16 protein-coding genes are annotated in these 18,196 nt (G+C 68.9%); 11 read left to right on the forward strand and 5 right to left on the reverse strand.

Features of this window, described 5'->3' with window-relative positions; genetic code table 11:
* Nucleotides 1–103 precede the first annotated feature (103 nt).
* Together gatC and gatA are read left to right on the forward strand one after the other, a co-directional pair.
* Entirely contained in the window at nucleotides 104–403 is a 300-nt protein-coding gene (gene gatC / locus M3330_RS20000) for an Asp-tRNA(Asn)/Glu-tRNA(Gln) amidotransferase subunit GatC (protein WP_006554549.1), read from the forward strand.
* Nucleotides 400–1,875: an Asp-tRNA(Asn)/Glu-tRNA(Gln) amidotransferase subunit GatA gene (gene gatA, locus M3330_RS20005; protein ID WP_006554548.1), complete on the forward strand. Its 1,476-nt coding sequence runs from the start codon at nucleotides 400–402 to the stop codon at nucleotides 1,873–1,875. Before gatC ends, gatA begins: the two co-directional genes overlap by 4 nt.
* Nucleotides 1,876–1,959: 84 nt before the next feature.
* On the opposite strand, the gene M3330_RS20010 is transcribed toward gatA, so the two are convergent.
* Nucleotides 1,960–3,240: an alpha/beta-hydrolase family protein gene (locus M3330_RS20010; RefSeq protein WP_255026090.1), complete on the reverse strand. Its 1,281-nt coding sequence runs from the start codon at nucleotides 3,238–3,240 to the stop codon at nucleotides 1,960–1,962.
* The gene (locus tag M3330_RS20015) at nucleotides 3,237–3,848 is read right to left on the reverse strand and encodes a hypothetical protein (RefSeq protein ID WP_006554546.1); all 612 of its coding nucleotides are present in this window, start codon (nucleotides 3,846–3,848) and stop codon (nucleotides 3,237–3,239) included. Before M3330_RS20015 ends, M3330_RS20010 begins: the two co-directional genes overlap by 4 nt.
* 134 nt (nucleotides 3,849–3,982) lie before the next feature.
* Here M3330_RS20015 and M3330_RS20020 point away from each other — a divergent pair, with 134 nt between their 5' ends.
* From M3330_RS20020 to M3330_RS20040, 5 genes are all read left to right on the forward strand, one after another.
* Nucleotides 3,983–5,182: a sensor histidine kinase gene (locus M3330_RS20020; RefSeq protein WP_255026092.1), complete on the forward strand. Its 1,200-nt coding sequence runs from the start codon at nucleotides 3,983–3,985 to the stop codon at nucleotides 5,180–5,182.
* An 11-nt stretch (nucleotides 5,183–5,193) separates the two neighbouring features.
* Nucleotides 5,194–5,871 carry a response regulator transcription factor gene (locus M3330_RS20025; RefSeq protein ID WP_255026094.1) on the forward strand — a complete coding sequence of 226 codons (678 nt, stop codon included), beginning with the start codon at nucleotides 5,194–5,196 and terminating at the stop codon, nucleotides 5,869–5,871.
* Nucleotides 5,872–5,974: 103 nt separating this feature from the next.
* Nucleotides 5,975–7,003: a 6-phosphofructokinase gene (locus tag M3330_RS20030; protein WP_019288390.1), complete on the forward strand. Its 1,029-nt coding sequence runs from the start codon at nucleotides 5,975–5,977 to the stop codon at nucleotides 7,001–7,003.
* A gap of 42 nt (nucleotides 7,004–7,045) precedes the next feature.
* Nucleotides 7,046–8,554, forward strand: a complete 1,509-nt coding sequence (gatB, locus tag M3330_RS20035) for an Asp-tRNA(Asn)/Glu-tRNA(Gln) amidotransferase subunit GatB (protein ID WP_024101389.1) — start codon at nucleotides 7,046–7,048, stop codon at nucleotides 8,552–8,554.
* Nucleotides 8,555–8,579: 25 nt separating this feature from the next.
* Nucleotides 8,580–9,785: a cation:proton antiporter gene (locus M3330_RS20040; protein WP_255026096.1), complete on the forward strand. Its 1,206-nt coding sequence runs from the start codon at nucleotides 8,580–8,582 to the stop codon at nucleotides 9,783–9,785.
* On the opposite strand, the gene M3330_RS20045 is transcribed toward M3330_RS20040, so the two are convergent.
* Nucleotides 9,786–10,931, reverse strand: coding sequence for a PQQ-dependent sugar dehydrogenase (locus M3330_RS20045; RefSeq protein WP_255026097.1), 1,146 nt, complete (start codon nucleotides 10,929–10,931; stop codon nucleotides 9,786–9,788).
* 77 nt (nucleotides 10,932–11,008) lie between these two features.
* Here M3330_RS20045 and M3330_RS20050 point away from each other — a divergent pair, with 77 nt between their 5' ends.
* Nucleotides 11,009–11,770 (forward strand): DoxX family protein, encoded by a 762-nt coding sequence (locus tag M3330_RS20050; protein ID WP_255026099.1) that lies wholly within the window; start codon nucleotides 11,009–11,011, stop codon nucleotides 11,768–11,770.
* A 78-nt stretch (nucleotides 11,771–11,848) separates the two neighbouring features.
* Here M3330_RS20050 and ilvD read toward each other — a convergent pair whose 3' ends face one another.
* A complete protein-coding gene (ilvD, locus tag M3330_RS20055) occupies nucleotides 11,849–13,690 on the reverse strand; it encodes a dihydroxy-acid dehydratase (RefSeq protein WP_193902293.1) in 1,842 nt (613 codons plus the stop codon).
* Between the two features lie 139 nt (nucleotides 13,691–13,829).
* Nucleotides 13,830–14,351, reverse strand: a complete 522-nt coding sequence (locus tag M3330_RS20060; RefSeq protein ID WP_006554537.1) for a PH domain-containing protein — start codon at nucleotides 14,349–14,351, stop codon at nucleotides 13,830–13,832.
* A gap of 266 nt (nucleotides 14,352–14,617) precedes the next feature.
* Here M3330_RS20060 and M3330_RS20065 point away from each other — a divergent pair, with 266 nt between their 5' ends.
* Genes M3330_RS20065 through ilvC form a run of 3 tightly spaced genes read left to right on the forward strand, consistent with a single transcriptional unit; the run spans nucleotide 14,618 to nucleotide 18,110 of the window.
* Nucleotides 14,618–16,558: an acetolactate synthase large subunit gene (locus tag M3330_RS20065; protein ID WP_024101384.1), complete on the forward strand. Its 1,941-nt coding sequence runs from the start codon at nucleotides 14,618–14,620 to the stop codon at nucleotides 16,556–16,558.
* On the forward strand, nucleotides 16,555–17,058 hold the full coding sequence (gene ilvN / locus M3330_RS20070; protein ID WP_006554535.1) for an acetolactate synthase small subunit: 504 nt from the start codon (nucleotides 16,555–16,557) through the stop codon (nucleotides 17,056–17,058). Before M3330_RS20065 ends, ilvN begins: the two co-directional genes overlap by 4 nt.
* A gap of 50 nt (nucleotides 17,059–17,108) precedes the next feature.
* Nucleotides 17,109–18,110, forward strand: a complete 1,002-nt coding sequence (gene ilvC, locus M3330_RS20075; protein ID WP_170318577.1) for a ketol-acid reductoisomerase — start codon at nucleotides 17,109–17,111, stop codon at nucleotides 18,108–18,110.
* Nucleotides 18,111–18,196 lie beyond the last annotated feature (86 nt).

Raw genomic sequence — 18,196 nt, forward strand, 5'->3', positions numbered from 1 at the left:
GACCGGGCGACGAGTGATGTCGCCGAACCGCGTGCGCCGTCGCTTCCAGGACGCATTACCCTGGACAGGACGTTCACTCTCCATCGGAAAGGGGCCATTCACGGTGCCTGCCATCTCCCGTGACGAGGTCGCGCATCTCGCCCGGTTGTCCCGGCTTGCGCTGACCGATGCCGAACTCGACGAGTTCGCCGGTCAGTTGGATTCGATCCTCAACCACGTCAAGGCGGTGTCGGAGGTGGCCGCGGACGATGTGGCTCCCATGGCGAACCCGAACGCCGTCACCAATGTGACGCGACCCGACGTCGTCGTCCCCGGTCTCACACCCGAGCAGGCGCTCTCCGGTGCGCCGGCCGTCGAGGAGGATCGCTTCTCGGTCCCGCAGATCCTGGGAGAGGGCGAATGAGCACGGATACGACACGCCTCGACGCCGCGACCCTGGCGTCGAAGATCCATGCCGGCGAACTGTCGTCGGTGGAGGTCACCCAGGCCCACCTCGATCGCATCGCCGAGGTCGACGGCGAGTACAACGCCTTCCTGCACGTCGCCTCCGAGCAGGCGCTCGCCGCCGCGGACGAGGTCGACCGTGCCGTCGCCGCGGGCGAGAAACCGGCCTCGGCGCTCGCCGGTGTGCCGCTCGCGCTCAAGGACGTGTTCACCACCACGGACATGCCCACCACGTGCGGTTCGAAGATCCTCGAGGGCTGGGTCTCGCCCTACGACGCGACGCTCACCACGAAGCTGCGCGAGGCCGGGATCCCCATCCTCGGCAAGACCAACATGGACGAGTTCGCGATGGGTTCGTCCACCGAGAACTCGGCCTACGGCCCCACCCGCAACCCGTGGGACACCAGCCGTATCCCGGGTGGCTCGGGTGGCGGTTCCGCTGCGGCGCTCGCGTCGTATCAAGCACCCCTCGCGATCGGCACCGACACCGGTGGCTCGATCCGCCAGCCCGCCGCTGTCACCGCCACCGTCGGCACCAAGCCCACCTACGGCACGGTCTCTCGGTACGGCCTCGTCGCCTGTGCGTCGTCGCTCGACCAGGGTGGTCCCTGCGGCCGCACCGTCCTCGACACGGCGCTGCTGCACGAGGTCATCGCCGGGCACGACCCGCGCGACTCGACGTCGGTGAACGCCCCCGTGCGTCCCGTCGTGGAGGCGGCGCGCCAGGGTGCGGCCGGCGACCTGAAGGGCCTGAAGGTCGGCGTGGTCAAGGAGTTGCACTCCGACAGCTACCAGCCCGGCGTGCTCTCGTCGTTCGATGCGGCGGTCGAGACGCTCACGAAGCTCGGTGCGGAGGTCGTCGAGGTCTCGTGCCCGCACTTCGAGTACGCGCTCGCCTCGTACTACCTGATCCTGCCGTCGGAGGTCTCCTCCAACCTGGCCCGCTTCGACGCGATGCGGTACGGCATGCGCGTCGACGACGGCACGATGAGTGCCGAGCAGGTCATGGCCGCGACCCGCGCCGCCGGTTTCGGCAAGGAGGTCAAGCGCCGCATCATGATCGGCACCTACGCGCTGTCCTCCGGCTACTACGAGGCCTACTACGGTCAGGCACTCAAAGTCCGGAGCCTCATCGCGCAGGACTTCGACAAGGCCTACGAGCAGGTCGACGTGCTGGTCTCGCCCACGAGCCCGTTCACGCCGTGGAAGCTCGGCGAGAAGGTCGACGATCCGCTGGCGATGTACCTGTCCGACCTGTGCACGCTCCCGACCAACCTCGCGGGGCACTGCGCGATGTCGGTGCCGTCCGGCCTCTCGGCGGACGACGGTCTCCCCGTCGGTCTGCAGATCATGGCCCCGGCCCTGGCCGACGAGCGCCTGTACCGCGTGGGTGCGGCCTTCGAGGCGGCACGAGGACCCATCGTCGCCTGATCCTTTCCCACACCACGACCCGTCGTGCCGTTCGTCGGCCGGCGGGTCGCGGTGTATCCGGACGCCGATCCGTGTGGGCGCGATCTACCCGTCGGCGGAGGTGCACCGCGCCTGATCGTCGCCGTAGCGATGACCGTGACCGGGTGCCGCCTCGAGCGAGGTGAGCAGGTCCACCGTTGTGTTCACGAACGACACCACCGGCAGCCACGGCGGGGTCGGGGCATCGGCGCGCGCATGCGACAGATCGGGCGGCGACCACAGCAGCGACGGCCGCCACCACACCACCGGGTCGGAGGTGTTCGCCCGGACACTCGCACCGGCGGTGCGGACCCCCGCGGGTGGCCCCGCGAGGAACAGTGCACACGGCTCCGGTTCGTCGTCGAAGACGGCGCTCGCGCCGGACGCTCCCAGAGACTGCCCGTAGACGTGCAGGGCGGGGCGTCGCTCGTCGGGCAGCGTGGACAGGTACGCCCGCAAGGCGGTGACGAGCGCGCGGGCCTCCTCCTCCGCAGCACCGCGATCGAGGACGAAGGTCACCCAGCTCGGCATGTCCGAGTACTGCTGGGCGACGATGGCGACATCGTCGCCCCACCGGTCCTCGAAGCCGCGAACCGCAGCGGCATCGACCCAGCCCGAGCCGGTCGGCACGGCCACCACGAGATGCGGTCGGTCGAAGGCTCTCGCCCGGCGGAGTTCGTCCACCGCGAACTCGGCGCGCGCAGACGGATCCGGCGCGGCCGACAACGGTATGTAGATCCGGATCGGTGACCCCTCGGAGGGCAGGGACACGAACTTCTGCCCCTCTCGACCCAACCGGTTCCACAACACCGCCGATCCCACGCCACCCGACAATCCCGCCGAGAGCGCGGTGGGGGAGGCGACCGTGTCGACCGCCCCTCCGGTTGAGAAGGCCGCCGTGGTGCCGATCCCAACCGTGGCGCCGATTCCCAGCGTCGCGGCGACGGCCACCGCCACCCCGCGTCGCGACAGGAGGTTCACGAGGCGCGGAAGGGCGAGCAGCGCCGCGACGACCACGATCGCGACTGCCAGTGCCTCCAGCCACCAGCGCACATCCAGCGCCGGGACCGCCATCGCCTCCCGCAGACCGTTCTGCCACCGATGCGCACCGGCGGCCGTGACCAGAACGACGGATCCGCCGACGAGGCCGACGGGCACACGCAGTTCCGGTCTCGCCGGCCGCGGAGCCCGACCGGTCCGCCGCCTCGCGGTCACGACGAGACGGAGAACGGCCAGCGCGACCACGACGAACACCCCTGTGACGACGCCCTGCACGACCGACTGTCGCGGCAGCAGGGGAGGGGCGAGGGAGATCACCGTCGCGAGAACCACCATGAGGATCGTCATCGCCGTACCTTTCGTGCCGTGAAGCCCAGAGCGACCGAGCCCGCAGCGACGGCCAGGGCCCACGGCGATTCCGCGACAGGTGTCCGGTGACCCTGTCGCCACGAGTTGAATTCCACTGCTGCAGAAGAAATCCCTGCGATCGGCGTGCAGGAGGGGATGCCGGGTTCGGAACGGCAGACGGTGTCGAGATGCCGTGCGAACAGACCGTCGAGGTCGCGGCGGGCACCGGTGTCCAGCTCGCCACCGGTGGTGTGGGCGTACCGCAGGAGGTCGTACCCGAGATCGTGCACCCGGCATGCCGATTCGAACGCCGCCGGCAGCGGCACCGGGGCGGAGCAGTCACCTTCGGGGTCGGCGAGCACCGTCGTCCCGTCCGCCCACTGTTCGACGATCGGCGCATACCCCATCACGGCGGTGAAATCGGCCGGCAGGGACGACAGTGCTCCCTCCGCGTCGTCGGCGACGAGCGCCGTCACCGTCGCTGCGGCCGCGGCGTCCTCCGTCGGGGGCGCGGCGGAGTGGGCGAGCGCCCCCGGCACGGCGGCATATGCTGCGGTGGCGAGGAAGGCGACCGACGCGACTCGGACCGCTGCGGATCTCACTGTCATGCCGGTGACGCTAGGAACGCGCAGCCCTGCACCGGACCCCGCGACGGAGCGATCTCGAGGAGGCCGACACCACCCGCAGAGCTATGCGGATCTCACCCCCAGGTATGAGGACAGTCGAGACCCCGGCTCCTAGCGTGGGTGAGGTGAAAGAGCTTGCGAAGTCCGGCGTGAGAACCGCGGGACGCCTGGGCCGGGGACGGTGGAGCGTCATCACCGTGGTCACCGTGACGTTGATCCTCTATGCGATCGCGTGGCCGACGCTGCCCCTGACCCACGACGTCTCCCCACCCCTGTTGCCGCTGATCTCGGGGATGGCGGTGTTCCCGTTCCTCCTCGTGCTCGTCCGGCCGGCGCTCGGGTGGGCGGTGGCCGCGGCGGCGGGACTCGTCATCCCGATAGCGTTCGACCTGGTCCCCGGCTACGACTATCCGTGGCAGGTCGTGCACATCATGGTGATGCTCGCGCTGGTGTTCGCCGTGGCGATCCGCGAGGAGATCCGGATCGTCCTCGTCGTCTGGGTCTCGACGGTTCTGCTCTTCGCGGCCTTCGTCCCCGGCAGCGACGGCTGGGGCTGGGGGATCGGGATCAGCGCCCTGATGGTGTTCGGGCTGTTGGTGCGCTGGCTGATGATCTCCCGACGGCAACTCGCCCAGCAGGAGGAAGCCAGCGAGCTCGAACGTGCACGGCGCGCCATCCTCGAGGAGAAGGCCCACATCGCACGCGACCTCCACGACATCGTTGCCCATCACATGTCGATGATCGTCGTGCAGGCGCAGAGCGCGCCCTACCGGCTCCCGGACGTGAACGACGACGTGCGCGCCGAGTTCGACGCCCTCGGTGCGACCGCACGGGAGGCGCTGAACGAGGTCCGCACCCTGCTCGGAGTACTCCGCAGCGACGGGCAGCTCCCCGAACACGAACCGCAGCCCGACATCGACCGCATCGGTGAGCTGTTCGAGTCCTCCCGCCGAGCCGGGATGGCGCTCGAGACGGAGACGGTCGGCGTCCCCGCACCCGTCTCCGACAGTGTCGGACTCACCGTCTACCGGATCCTGCAAGAGTCTCTGGCGAACGCGGCCCGGCACGCACCCGGCGCCCGCGTGTCCGCACGACTGCAGTGGGAGCCGGCGACCGTCACGGTGGAGGTGACCAACGGGCCGGCCTCGCCCGGTCAGGTCGACACCACCGTTCGGCAGTCGGACCGCAGCGGCGGCAACGGAATCCTCGGCATGGTCGAACGTGCGTCCGTCGTGGGCGGGCAACTCGTCGCCCATCCCCGCCCCGGCGGCGGATTCGAGGTCCGAGCGGTTCTCCCGGTGCTGACCGGGGCCTAAGGTGGGTGCCGATGACCGAACCGCACCCTCCCATCACCGTGTTCATCGCCGACGACCAGGCAATGGTCCGGCAGGGCTTCGGAGCACTGCTCGGAGCCCAGCCCGACATCAGCGTCGTCGGCGATGCCCCCGACGGTCGAGCGGCTGTCTCGGAGGTCGCGCGACTGCGGCCCGACGTCGTCCTCATGGACGTGCGCATGCCCGAGATGAACGGTCTCGACGCGGCGCGGCACATCCTTGCCGACACCCGTGAGTCGCGGTCGAAGGTGCTCATGCTCACCACCTTCGACCTCGACGACTACGTCTACGAGTCGCTCGGGATGGGAGCAAGCGGGTTTCTGCTCAAGGACGCCCCCGCCGACGAACTCGTGCGGGCCGTGAGGGTGGTCGCCGATGGTCAGGCACTGCTCGCGCCGACCGTCACCCGTCGCCTCATCGCCGACGTCACCAGCCGGCGCGGGCCGGCGAGAGGGCGCGACCGCGTCCTCGATCCGCTGACCCCGCGCGAACTCGAGGTGCTGGAACTGATCGCACACGGCCTGTCGAACACCGAGATCGCAGAACGATTGTTCGTCGCCGAGCAGACCGTGAAGACCCACGTCGGCAAGGTTCTCGCAAAACTGCACCTGCGCGACCGGGCACAGGCCGTGGTGCTCGCCTACGAGTCCGGTCTCGTCACACCCGGCTGAATCGGGCTGCCGTCGCGCCGGTGAACGGGCAGGATGGCAATGCAGCAGCGGTCCGGGCGGTATCGGTCCGTGCGGTACGGAACCATGCGACGGGAGGTAGTGCGTGACGAGGATCGGAATTCTCACCAGTGGCGGGGACTGCCCCGGGCTCAACGCGGTCATCCGCGGTGCGGTGCTCAAGGGCACCGAGGTCCACGGACAGGAGTTCGTCGGATTCCTCGACGGCTGGCGCGGTCTCGTCGAGGGCGATGTGATCCCGTTGGACCGCAGCCGTGTTCGCGGTCTCGCCCAACAGGGAGGCACGATCCTCGGTACGAGCCGGTTCGGTCCGTACCAGGGACCCGACGGTGGGGCGCAGAACATCCAGAAGACCCTCGACCGCCTCGGGATCGACGCCGTGATCGCCATCGGGGGCGAGGGCACCGCTGCCGCCTCGAAGCGACTGTTCGGTGAAGGGATCCGCATCGTCGGTGTGCCGAAGACGATCGACAACGACCTCAGCCACACCGACTACACCTTCGGGTTCGACACGGCCGTCGAGATCGCGACGGTGGCGATCGACCGCCTCCGGACCACCGGCAACTCCCACAAACGCTGCATGGTGCTCGAGGTCATGGGCCGGCACGCCGGATGGATCGCGCTGCACGCCGGTACCGCCGGCGGCGCACACGCCATCCTCATCCCCGAGCACCCCGAGAGCCTCGAACAGATCTGCGAGTGGGTGACGAGTGTCCGCAACCGCGGACGTTCGCCGATGGTCGTCGTCGCGGAGGGCTTCACGCTCCCCGAGATGGAGGAGGCGTACTCCACCAAGGGGCTCGACGGATTCGACCGGCCGCGCCTCGGTGGGATCGCGGAGGTGCTCGCGCCGCTCATCGAGAAGCACACCGGTGTCGAGGCCCGCGCGACGGTGCTCGGCCACATCCAACGGGGCGGTGTCCCCACGGCATTCGACCGGGTACTCGCCACGCGACTGGGCATGGCGGTGACCGATCTCGTCGCCGAGGAGGACTGGGGGCACATGGTCGCGCTGCACGGCACCGACATCGCCCGGGTCGATTTCGACGAGCTCGCCGAACCGAAGTACGTGCCCGACGAGCGCTATCAGGAGATGCGGATCCTGTTCGGGTGAGGCCGCGCGTCGGCACTGTCGGCGCCGTCTAAAATCGACACCATGACTGCCTCCGTGTCCGCTGACCTGCTCGCCTACGACGACGTGCTCGCGAAGTTCGAGCCCGTGATGGGCATGGAGGTGCACGTCGAGCTGCACACCGCCACCAAGATGTTCTGCGGCTGCCCGACGGCCTTCGGCGCCGAGCCCAACACGCAGGTGTGCCCGGTCTGCCTCGGTCTGCCGGGGGCGCTGCCCGTCGTCAACCAGGCCGCGGTCGAGTCCGCGATCCGCATCGGCCTCGCGCTGAACTGCTCGATCACCCCGTGGGGTCGCTTCGCGCGGAAGAATTACTTCTACCCCGATCAGCCGAAGAACTACCAGATCTCGCAGTACGACGAGCCGATCGCCACCGACGGATATCTCGACGTCGTGCTCGACGACGGCACCACCTGGCGGGTCGACATCGAGCGCGCGCACATGGAGGAGGACACCGGCAAGTCGCTGCACGTCGGTGGCGCCACCGGTCGCATCCACGGTGCGAGCCACTCGCTGCTCGACTACAACCGCGCCGGTGTGCCGCTCGTCGAGATCGTCACCAAGCCGATCGTCGGTGCCGGCGAGCGCGCCCCCGAGGTCGCCCGCGCCTACGTCACCGCCCTGCGCGACCTGCTCGAGGCCCTCGATGTCTCCGACGTCCGCATGGACCAGGGTTCGATGCGGTGCGACGCGAACATCTCGCTGATGCCCATCGGCGCGAAGGAGTTCGGTACCCGTACCGAGACGAAGAACGTCAACTCCCTCAAGTCCGTCGAGGTCGCGGTGCGCTACGAGATGCGCCGCCAGGCGGCCGTGCTGGTCTCCGGTGGTGAGGTGATCCAGGAGACCCGGCACTTCCAGGAGGCCGACGGCACCACCTCGCCCGGTCGCCGCAAGGAGACCGCCGAGGACTACCGCTACTTCCCGGAGCCCGACCTCGAGCCGATCGCGCCCGACGCCGCCTGGGTCGAGGAGTTGCGCGCGACGCTGCCCGAGCTGCCGTGGCTGCGCCGCGCCCGCATCCAGGCCGACTGGGGTGTCTCCGACGAGGAGATGCGCGACCTCGTCAACGCCGGTGCGCTCGATCTCGTCATCGCGACCACCGAGGCCGGCGCCCCCGCCTCGGAGGCCCGCTCGTGGTGGGTCGCCTACCTGGCCCAGCAGGCCAACACCCGCGGTGTCGAACTCGCCGAACTGCCCATCACGCCCGAGCAGGTCGCCCGCGTCATCGCACTGGTGGCCGACGGCAAGCTGACGAACAAGCTGGCCCGTCAGGTCGTCGACGGTGTGCTCGCCGGTGAGGGCGAGCCCGACGAGGTGGTCGCCGCTCGCGGTCTCGAGGTCGTGCGCGACGATTCGGCGCTGCAGGCCGCGGTCGACGCCGCTCTGGCCGCCAACCCCGACATCGCCGACAAGATCCGCTCCGGCAAGGTTCAGGCGGCCGGCAAGATCGTCGGCGACGTCATGAAGGCCACTCGCGGACAGGCCGATCCGGCGCGCGTGAAGGAACTCGTCATCGCCGCGTGCAGTTGATCTTGCGCGGCTAGAGTAGCGGCGCATGGACGCTGCTGTAGCCATCTCGCTGTTCTGGATCGCCGTCGCGGCGGTGCTGGCACCGCTGATCGCCGGCGCCGTTCCGCGTCGGCTGGTCCCCGAGGTCGTGCTGCTGCTGGTGGCCGGTGTCCTCATCGGTCCCTACGCGCTCGACCTCGCGGAGACGGGCAGCGAGATCGGTATCCTGCGCGAACTCGGCCTGGGGATGCTCTTCCTGCTCGCCGGATACGAGATCGACCCCGCCGAGTTGCGCGGGCGGGGTGGGCGCCGCGCGATGCTCACCTGGTGCGTGTGCATGCTGTTGGCGCTCGGTACCGTCGCCGCCCTGGGAGCGGTCGGCCAGGTGCACGCCGAGATTGCCGTGGCGATCGCCCTGACATCCACAGCGCTGGGGACGCTCCTGCCGATCCTCGCCGACCGCGGGCTCGTCGCGACCCCACTCGGACGCTCGGTGCTCAACCACGGGGCGTTCGGAGAGCTGCTGCCCGTCGTGGCCATGGCGACCCTGCTCGGTGCGCGCGGCGCACTCGGCTCGCTGATCGTCCTGCTGGCGTTCGCGGTCGTGGCCGTCGCCGTCGCCGTGCTGCCGACCTGGATCCTGCGGGAGGGCTCACGGTTCACCCAGTTCGTCCGGCTCGGCTCCGACACCACCGCCCAGATCCCGGTGCGCCTGACAATGTTGCTGCTCGTCGGACTCATCGCCGTCGCGGCCGTCTTCGATCTCGACATCATCCTCGGTGCCTTCGCGGCCGGTTTCATCCTGCGCCGCACGATCCCGGCGGGCGACGAGCGGCTCGAGAAGAAGCTCGACGGTCTCGGATACGGCTTCCTCATCCCGATCTTCTTCGTCACCTCGGGCATGGCGATCGACGTCGGTGCCGTCGTGAGTGCCCCGGGGATCCTGCTGGCATTCCTCGGACTGCTCGTCCTGGTGCGGGGTGTGCCGGTCTTCGTCGCATCGCGCCTCGAACGTGACGAGACCGGAAAGCGGATGTTCGGAACCGCGGAGCAGTTGCAGATCGCCCTGTACTCGACGACGGGTCTTCCCCTGATCGTCGCGGTCACGGGCGTGGCGGTGAGTGCCGACCAGATGTCGAACGCGAGCGCGTCGATCCTCGTGGCGGCGGGCGCCGTCACCGTCCTCGTGCTCCCGATGCTCGCGGGACTGCTCCACCACCCCGCTGCGGTGGAGACGCCGGAGCGGGCGTGATCAGTCGAATCCACCGCCACCGGCCGGGAACTGGATGCGGATGACGCGGTCGTCGTTCGGTCCCGGTTCGGAACCGGACTTGTTGACCGTCGAGACCCACAGCAGGCCGTCGGGCGACGACGCGGCGCCGCGCAGCATGCCGTAACGGTCCTCCGCTGCGAGGACGGGCGACGCCGTGACCGCTCCGGTGCCCGGATCGGTAGCGACGACCGCGACGGCCTTCGCCTCGGTGAGCGAGATCGCGATCCCGTCGGGAGCCGCCGCGCACCCGGCGACACCGGGCCGCTCGGGCCACGTCCAGGCCGGGCCGGTGCCGGTCGAGCCGTCGACCCCGACCCGTTGGAGCCGGTCCTCGAGGGGAGTGCGGTCGGTGATCCACAGGTTGCCGTTCGGATCGCGGCACACATCGCCCGCGGTGCCGATCCCCGACAGCATCACCGAGGGAGTGGGTGCTGCGCCGGGTGCCGGGAGCGGCAGGTTCAGGAGCTTGCCGGACAAGACGTTCGGATCGTTTGCGGCCGCTGCGTTTCCGGCGTCGCCGGTCAGAACGGCGAGTTCGGTGGGTGAGACGAACTCGATGGCGCCGGAATTGCCCGTCGCGCCGCGCGGGATTCCCGTCAGCACGTCCTTGGGAGTGTCACCCGCGGCGATGCGGACCACGCGGTTGTCCGAGGCCGTGGTGATGTAGGCGTAGAGCAGTCGGTCCTCGGCGAAAGTGGGGGAGAGCGCCACGTCCAGCAGCCCACCGTCCCCGGATCCGTCGACCGGGATCGTCGCGATCTCCGCCGGCTCGGTCTCCGGCGCGACCTGCAGTATCCGACCCGTCCGGCGCTCGGTGACGAGCGCGGAGTTGCCATCGGGCATCGTCACCAGGCCGCCGGTGACGTCGAGGCAGGTCGCGATCACGGACGGGTCGGGATCGACACACGGCCCCGGAGGCTTGGGGGAGGCGCTCGGCGTGGTCGTCTCGGTGGGGTCCTGGGGCCCGACGCCCGGTCCCGGATCGAAGGTGGGTTCGGGAGTGAACGGGCTCGATGCGGAGTCGTCGAAGCGGGCGCAGGACGGGACGGCGAGGACTCCGACGGCGAGCACCGCCGCTGCCGCACGTACGCCCCACGAACCCGTCCACCGCGTACCCCGTGTCATGCCGCAAACGTTACCGGCACGACGCGCGCACCCGCGGATGCCGGGTGCGGGGACGGTCACGGGCATAGGCTGAGGACGTGGCCGACAACAAGAACGGTGGCATACCGGACGCGGGTTCGAATCCCTACGGCGACCAGCCCGACGAACACACACTCGAGATGCGCCGACCACGCGAGTCGTATCTCGGATCCGACGATGACTTCGGCGCAGGCGGAACTCCCCTCGGCAGCGACGCCTACGCCGCTCCCACCGAGCAGATGTACCGGCCGGAGCCGGTCTACGGTGCGGATACGGGCGGCGCGGTGGTCGCCGGCGAACAGGCCCCGGCGAAGGTGCGCCGCGGAACGCTCGACCTCGGATTGTTCGTCCTGCGCGCGGCGGTCGGGGCGATCCTCGTCGCACACGGACTGCAGAAGCTGGTGGGTCTGTGGAACGGCCCGGGTCTCGACGGTTTCGAGTCGTTGCTGCGCGACGCGGGGTACCAGCAGCCCGCCGTGCTCGCGATCGTCGGCGCGGTCGGTGAGATCGCGGCCGGAGGACTGCTCGTCCTGGGTCTGCTCACTCCGTTCGCCGCTGCTGCGATCGTGGCCATCATGGTCAACGCGGTGCTGTTCAAACACGAACTCGAGCCGGGCGTCCAGTTCTTCGCCGCCGAATCGTCGGGCTTCGAGTTCGAGGCCCTTCTCGTCGCCTGCGCGGTGACGATCACCCTCACCGGACCGGGACGCATCGCGATCGACGGACGACGCGGCTGGGCGACGCGTCCGTTCCTGGGCTCGTTCGTCGTGCTGCTGATGGGTGTGGCGGCCGGCGTGTGCCTGTGGATCTTCGGACGCTGACATACGAAGGACGGACACCAGGCGAGGGCCCCGCGATCGGGATGATCGCGGGGCCCTCGTTCCTGCTGTCGTGAAGTGTTACGGCACGCGCCGGACGGCACCCTTGTCGGCGGAGGTCGCCAGAGCGGCGTAGGCGCGCAGTGCCTTCGAGACCGTGCGCTCACGGTCGACGGGCTGCCACGGACGCTCGGAGGCCTCCATCTTCGCGCGACGGTCCGCGAGCACCTCGTCGTCGACGAGCACCTCGAGGGTGCGGGTCGCGACGTCGATGCGGATCCGGTCGCCCTGCTCGATCAGGCCGATCACACCACCGGAAGCGGCCTCGGGGGAGACGTGCCCGATGGACAGACCGGAGGTGCCGCCCGAGAAGCGACCGTCGGTGATCAGGGCACACACCTTGCCCAGACCGATGCCCTTGAGGAAGGAGGTCGGGTGCAGCATCTCCTGCATGCCGGGGCCGCCGGCCGGGCCCTCGTAGCGGACGACGACGACGTCGCCGGCCTTGATCTTCTTGCCGAGGATGACCGAGACGGCCTCCTCCTGCGACTCGACGACGTAGGCCGGGCCCTCGAAGTGGAACAGATCCTCGTCGATACCGGCGGTCTTGAGGATCGCGCCGTCCGGTGCGAGATTTCCGCGCAGCACGCACAAGCCGCCCTCGACGGTGTAGGCGTGCTCGATGTCGCGGATGCAACCGTTCGCGGCATCGGTGTCGAGCGACGACCAGCGGTTGTCCGTCGAGAACGGTTCGGTGGTGCGCACACCGCCCGGTGCGGCGTGGAACAGTTCGAGGGCCGTCTCGGACGCCTTGCCGGAACGGATGTCCCAGGTGTCGAGCCACTCGTCGAAGCTCTTCGTGTGGACCGTGGAGACGTCGGTCTCGAGCAGACCACCGCGGCGCAGCTCGCCGAGGATGGCGGGGATTCCGCCGGCGCGGTGCACGTCCTCCATGTGGTAGTCGGAGTTCGGGGAGACCTTCGCCAGGCAGGGCACCCGGCGGCTGATCTCGTCGATGGTGGTGAGATCGAAGTCGACCTCACCCTCCTGCGCGGCGGCGAGGGTGTGCAGCACGGTGTTGGTGGAACCACCCATGGCGACGTCGAGCGCCATTGCGTTGCGGAAGGCGGCCGGGGTGGCGATGTTGCGCGGAAGCACCGACTCGTCGTCGTCGCGGTAGTAGCGCAGGGCGGCCTCGACGATCGTCCGGCCGGCGGTCTCGAACAGTGCGCGTCGCGCCTCGTGGGTGGCGAGGGTCGAACCGTTGCCGGGCAGCGCGAGACCGAGAGCCTCGGTGAGGCAGTTCATCGAGTTTGCGGTGAACATGCCCGAGCACGAACCGCAGGTCGGGCACGCGCTGCGCTCGACCTCGTCGAGTCCCGCGTCGTCGACGGCCTCGCTGGCGGAGGCCGAGATGGCGGTGATGAGGTCGGTGGGGGCCTGCGCGACACCGTTGACGACGACCGCCTTGCCGGCCTCCATCGGACCACCGGAGACGAAGACCGTCGGGATGTTCAGGCGCATCGCGGCATTGAGCATGCCCGGGGTGATCTTGTCGCAGTTCGAGATGCACACCAGTGCATCGGCGGTGTGCGCGTTGACCATGTATTCGACGGAGTCGGCGATGATCTCGCGGCTCGGCAGCGAGTAGAGCATGCCGCCGTGGCCCATGGCGATGCCGTCGTCGACTGCGATGGTGTGGAACTCGCGCGCCACGCCGCCCGCTTCGCGCACGGCCTTCGCGACGATCTCACCGACGTCCTTGAGGTGGACGTGACCGGGTACGAACTGCGTGTAGGAGTTCGCGATGGCGACGATCGGCTTGCCGAAGTCGGAATCGGTCAGGCCGGTGGCGCGCCACAGGGAGCGCGCTCCCGCGGCGTTTCGTCCGACGGTGGTGGTGCGTGACCTCAACGGGGGCATGGGCTGACTTCCTTGACGGTGGCTGGTGCGCAATCGGCCGGGCCGCGTCCGGGCGCCGGGCTGGGCGGATCCGGGCAACGGCACCGACGAATCTACTCGCGTGCTTCCGGATGCCTCTATTCGCACCCGGTCGCGAGGATCAGGAGGAGCGGTCCCCCTTCTTCTCGACGGTGACTGCGTCGTCGGTGGTTTCGGCATCCGGACCGGCTTCGGCGGCCGCCTTCTCGCGGTATGCCTTCTCCTCGGCGAGCTGTGCGGCCGCGTACGGATCGGTGATGCGGCCTCCGCTGGCCTCCGACAGCTGCGGCAGCCGGCCGAAGGTGACGACCGGCAGTGCGACCTCGCTGCCGTCGGTGAGCCGTGCGCGGGCCCAGCCCCGCTTCGGGAACCGGAGGCCGTCGAGTTCGTCCCACTTCAGGTTCGTGGTCTTGAAGGTCGCTCGCGCGACGATGCCCTCGGGGCCGACGACGGTGCGTACCCGCACGACCCAGGCGGCGACGAGGAACGGGATGATCAGCGTCCATGCGAAGGCCTCCGGCCACGCCAGCGCGGGGGAGGCGAGGGCGAGGAACAGCAGAGCGCACGCGAGGAAGGACAGTCGCGAGATCTGGATGACCTGCGTCGTCGAATCGGGCGTGTGGGATGATGGGGGCGGTGGCACGGGCTGCTGGGAAGATGACACCTCTACATCTTCGCACTGCAGCCGCGGCATCTCACATTCTGGGACAGTGGACCGCACCAAGTTGACTGTCTGGACACCATGCGCCTACCGTCGAGCGCGTGAATCAGAATGGGTTGCTCGTAATCGGCCGGCGCGTCGTCGCCTGAGCCGCATTTCGCAACTCGCCCACGACGCGCCACCCTCGTACAGCAGACTTGCTGACGAGGGTTTTTTGTTGCCCGGAGCCAGAATCAGAGGAATTCGCAGTGAGCGCACCAACCGCACGGCCTCAACCCTCGCCGCGAAAGCCGGGGTCCGCCACCCCGACTCCCGCAGCTGCCGCGACGCAGCCCGCCAATCGACGCCAGGTCGCCCCCGAGCGGGTCACCGGCGCCCAGTCGGTGGTCCGCGCACTCGAGGAACTCGAGGTCGACACGGTATTCGGCATTCCCGGCGGCGCGATCCTGCCCGTCTACGACCCGATCTTCGATTCGCGGCGCGTGCGCCACGTGCTCGTCCGTCACGAGCAGGGCGCCGGGCACGCTGCCACCGGTTACGCCCAGGCCACCGGCAAGGTCGGCGTGTGCATGGCCACTTCCGGTCCGGGCGCGACGAATCTCGTCACCCCGCTCGCCGACGCGCAGATGGACTCCGTGCCCCTCGTCGCGATCACCGGCCAGGTCGGTCGCCCGCTCATCGGCACCGACGCCTTCCAGGAAGCCGACATCTCCGGCATCACGATGCCGATCACGAAGCACAACTTCCTGGTCACCGACGGCGCCGACATCCCGCGCATCCTGGCCGAGGCGTTCTACCTCGCCTCCTCGGGCCGACCGGGCGCGGTCCTCGTCGACATCCCCAAGGACATCCTCCAGGCACAGACCACCTTCAGCTGGCCGCCGGAGATGCACCTGCCCGGCTACCGCCCGGTGACGAAGCCGCACGGCAAGCAGGTCCGCGAGGCCGCGCGACTGATCGCCGACGCGAAGAACCCGGTGCTGTACGTCGGCGGCGGTGTCATCAAGGCCGAGGCGTCGGCCGAGCTGCTCGAGCTCGCCGAGCTGACCGGCATCCCGGTCGTTACGACGCTCATGGCCCGCGGTGCGTTCCCCGACAGCCACAACCTGCACTGCGGCATGCCCGGCATGCACGGCAACGTCGCCGCGGTGGCCGCACTGCAGAAGAGTGACCTGCTCATCACCCTCGGTGCCCGCTTCGACGACCGCGTCACCGGTCAGCTGGACTCCTTCGCGCCCGACGCCAAGGTCATCCACGCCGACATCGACCCGGCGGAGATCGGCAAGAACCGGCACGCCGACGTGCCGATCGTCGGTGACTGCAAGGAGGTCATCGTCGAACTGCTCGAGGCGATCCGCGCCGACCTGGCGACCGGCACGAAGCTCGACTACACGGCATGGTGGGCCTACCTCGACGACATCCGTCGCACCTACCCGCTGAGCTACGACCGTCCCACCGACGACACCCTGTCGCCGCAGTACGTCATCCAGGCCGTCGGTAAGCTCGCCGGTCCCGACGCGATCTACTGCGCAGGCGTCGGTCAGCACCAGATGTGGGCGGCGCAGTTCGTCGACTACGAGAAGCCGCGCACCTGGCTCAACTCCGGTGGTCTCGGCACCATGGGCTACGCGGTGCCCGCCGCGATGGGCGCCAAGATGGGTTGCCCCGACACCGAGGTGTGGGCCATCGACGGCGACGGCTGCTTCCAGATGACCAACCAGGAACTCGCGACGTGCGCCGTCGAGGGTGTGCCGATCAAGGTCGCGCTCATCAACAACGGCAATCTCGGCATGGTCCGGCAGTGGCAGACCCTCTTCTACGAGGAGCGATACTCGAACACCGACCTGGCGACGCACTCGCTACGCATCCCCGACTTCGTCAAGCTCGCCGAGGCCCTCGGCTGCGTGGGCATCCGCGTCGAGCGCGAGGAAGACGTCGAGCCTGCGATCCGCCGGGCGCAGGAGGTCAACGATCGTCCCGTCGTGATCGACTTCATCGTCGGCAAGGACGCGCAGGTGTGGCCGATGGTCGCCGCCGGCACGAGCAACGACGAGATCATGGCGGCTCGCGACATCCGGCCGCTGTTCGACGACGACGCCGCTGCCGACGATCCCGCTGTCATCCACGAGACCATCGACGCGCTCGAAACCCGCAGCGAGAACGCTGCGGCCCAGGAGGAGACCAAGTGAGCACGAGTCACACCCTCAGTGTTCTCGTCGAGGACAAGCCGGGCGTGCTCGCCCGAGTCGCATCGCTGTTCTCGCGACGCGGCTTCAACATCGAATCCCTTGCCGTCGGTGGCACCGAGGTGCCCGACATCTCGCGGATGACGATCGTGGTGACCGTCGACGAGTTCCCGCTCGAGCAGGTCACCAAGCAGCTCAACAAGCTCGTCAACGTCATCAAGATCGTCGAGCAGGAGGACGAGGCGTCCGTCGCCCGCGAACTCGTGCTCATCAAGGTGCGCGCCGACGCGAGTGTACGCACCCAGGTCATCGAGACGGTGAATCTGTTCCGCGCCAAGGTGATCGACGTCTCGCCCGAGTCGCTGACCATCGAGGCGACCGGTACGCGGTCCAAGCTCGACGCGCTGTTGCGCATGCTCGAACCGTACGGAATCCGCGAGATCGTCCAGTCCGGTGTCGTCGCCGTCGGACGCGGTCCGAAGTCCATCACGGCTACCCGTTAGCCTTAACACACCCATACTTGCTGAAAGAGGTAATCACTGTGGCAGTCGAGATGTTCTATGACGACGATGCCGACCTGTCGATCATCCAGGGTCGTAAGGTCGCCGTCATCGGCTACGGCAGTCAGGGACACGCGCACTCGCTGAGCCTGCGCGACTCGGGCGTCGACGTTCGCATCGGTCTGAAGGAGGGCTCGAAGTCGCGGGCCAAGGCCGAGGAAGCCGGTCTCACCGTCGGCACCCCCGCCGAGGTCTCCGAGTGGGCCGACGTCATCATGATCCTCGCGCCCGACACCGCCCAGGCGTCGATCTTCACCAACGACATCGAGCCCAACCTGAAGGACGGCGACGCGCTGTTCTTCGGCCACGGCCTCAACATCCACTTCGGTCTCATCACCGCTCCGGAGAACGTGACCGTCGCGATGGTCGCCCCCAAGGGCCCCGGCCACCTCGTGCGTCGTCAGTTCGTCGACGGCAAGGGCGTTCCCGCGCTCATCGCCGTCCATCAGGACCCCAAGGGTGAGGGCCAGGCGCTCGCGCTGTCCTACGCCAAGGGCATCGGCGGCACCCGGGCCGGCGTCATCAAGACCACCTTCAAGGAAGAGACCGAGACCGACCTCTTCGGCGAGCAGGCCGTGCTCTGCGGTGGCACCGAGGAGCTCGTCAAGACCGGCTTCGACGTCATGGTCGAGGCGGGCTACGCCCCCGAGATGGCCTACTTCGAGGTTCTCCACGAGCTCAAGCTCATCGTCGACCTCATGTACGAGGGTGGCATCGCCCGCATGAACTACTCGGTGTCCGACACCGCGGAGTTCGGCGGCTACCTCTCCGGCCCGCGCGTCATCGACGCCGGCACCAAGGAGCGCATGAAGGAGATCCTGAAGGACATCCAGGACGGCACCTTCGTCAAGCGTCTCGTCGCCAACGTCGAGGGCGGCAACAAGGAGCTCGAAGGCCTGCGCAAGCAGAATGCCGAGCACGGCATCGAGGTTGTCGGCAAGCAGCTGCGCGACCTGATGAGCTGGGTCGATCGCCCCATCACCGAGACGGCGTGACAGCCACCTGATCCGGTCACGGCGGCCCGGTACCCCTACGGGGTGCCGGGCCGCCGTCGTCGGTGCGCGTGAGCGATGTCGCAGCC

The organism is Rhodococcus sp. GA1, from assembly GCF_024321955.1.
Lineage (GTDB): Bacteria > Actinomycetota > Actinomycetes > Mycobacteriales > Mycobacteriaceae > Rhodococcus > Rhodococcus pyridinivorans.

Coding starts and splice junctions, on each gene's coding strand:
- M3330_RS20010 (WP_255026090.1), bottom strand. CDS start 3,240: ATGACGATCCTCATGGTGGTTCTCGCGACGGTGATCTCCCTCGCCCCT.
- gatB (WP_024101389.1), top strand. CDS start 7,046: ATGACTGCCTCCGTGTCCGCTGACCTGCTCGCCTACGACGACGTGCTC.
- ilvD (WP_193902293.1), bottom strand. CDS start 13,690: ATGCCCCCGTTGAGGTCACGCACCACCACCGTCGGACGAAACGCCGCG.
- M3330_RS20015 (WP_006554546.1), bottom strand. CDS start 3,848: ATGACAGTGAGATCCGCAGCGGTCCGAGTCGCGTCGGTCGCCTTCCTC.
- ilvC (WP_170318577.1), top strand. CDS start 17,109: ATGTTCTATGACGACGATGCCGACCTGTCGATCATCCAGGGTCGTAAG.
- gatA (WP_006554548.1), top strand. CDS start 400: ATGAGCACGGATACGACACGCCTCGACGCCGCGACCCTGGCGTCGAAG.
- M3330_RS20040 (WP_255026096.1), top strand. CDS start 8,580: ATGGACGCTGCTGTAGCCATCTCGCTGTTCTGGATCGCCGTCGCGGCG.
- M3330_RS20025 (WP_255026094.1), top strand. CDS start 5,194: ATGACCGAACCGCACCCTCCCATCACCGTGTTCATCGCCGACGACCAG.
- M3330_RS20045 (WP_255026097.1), bottom strand. CDS start 10,931: ATGACACGGGGTACGCGGTGGACGGGTTCGTGGGGCGTACGTGCGGCA.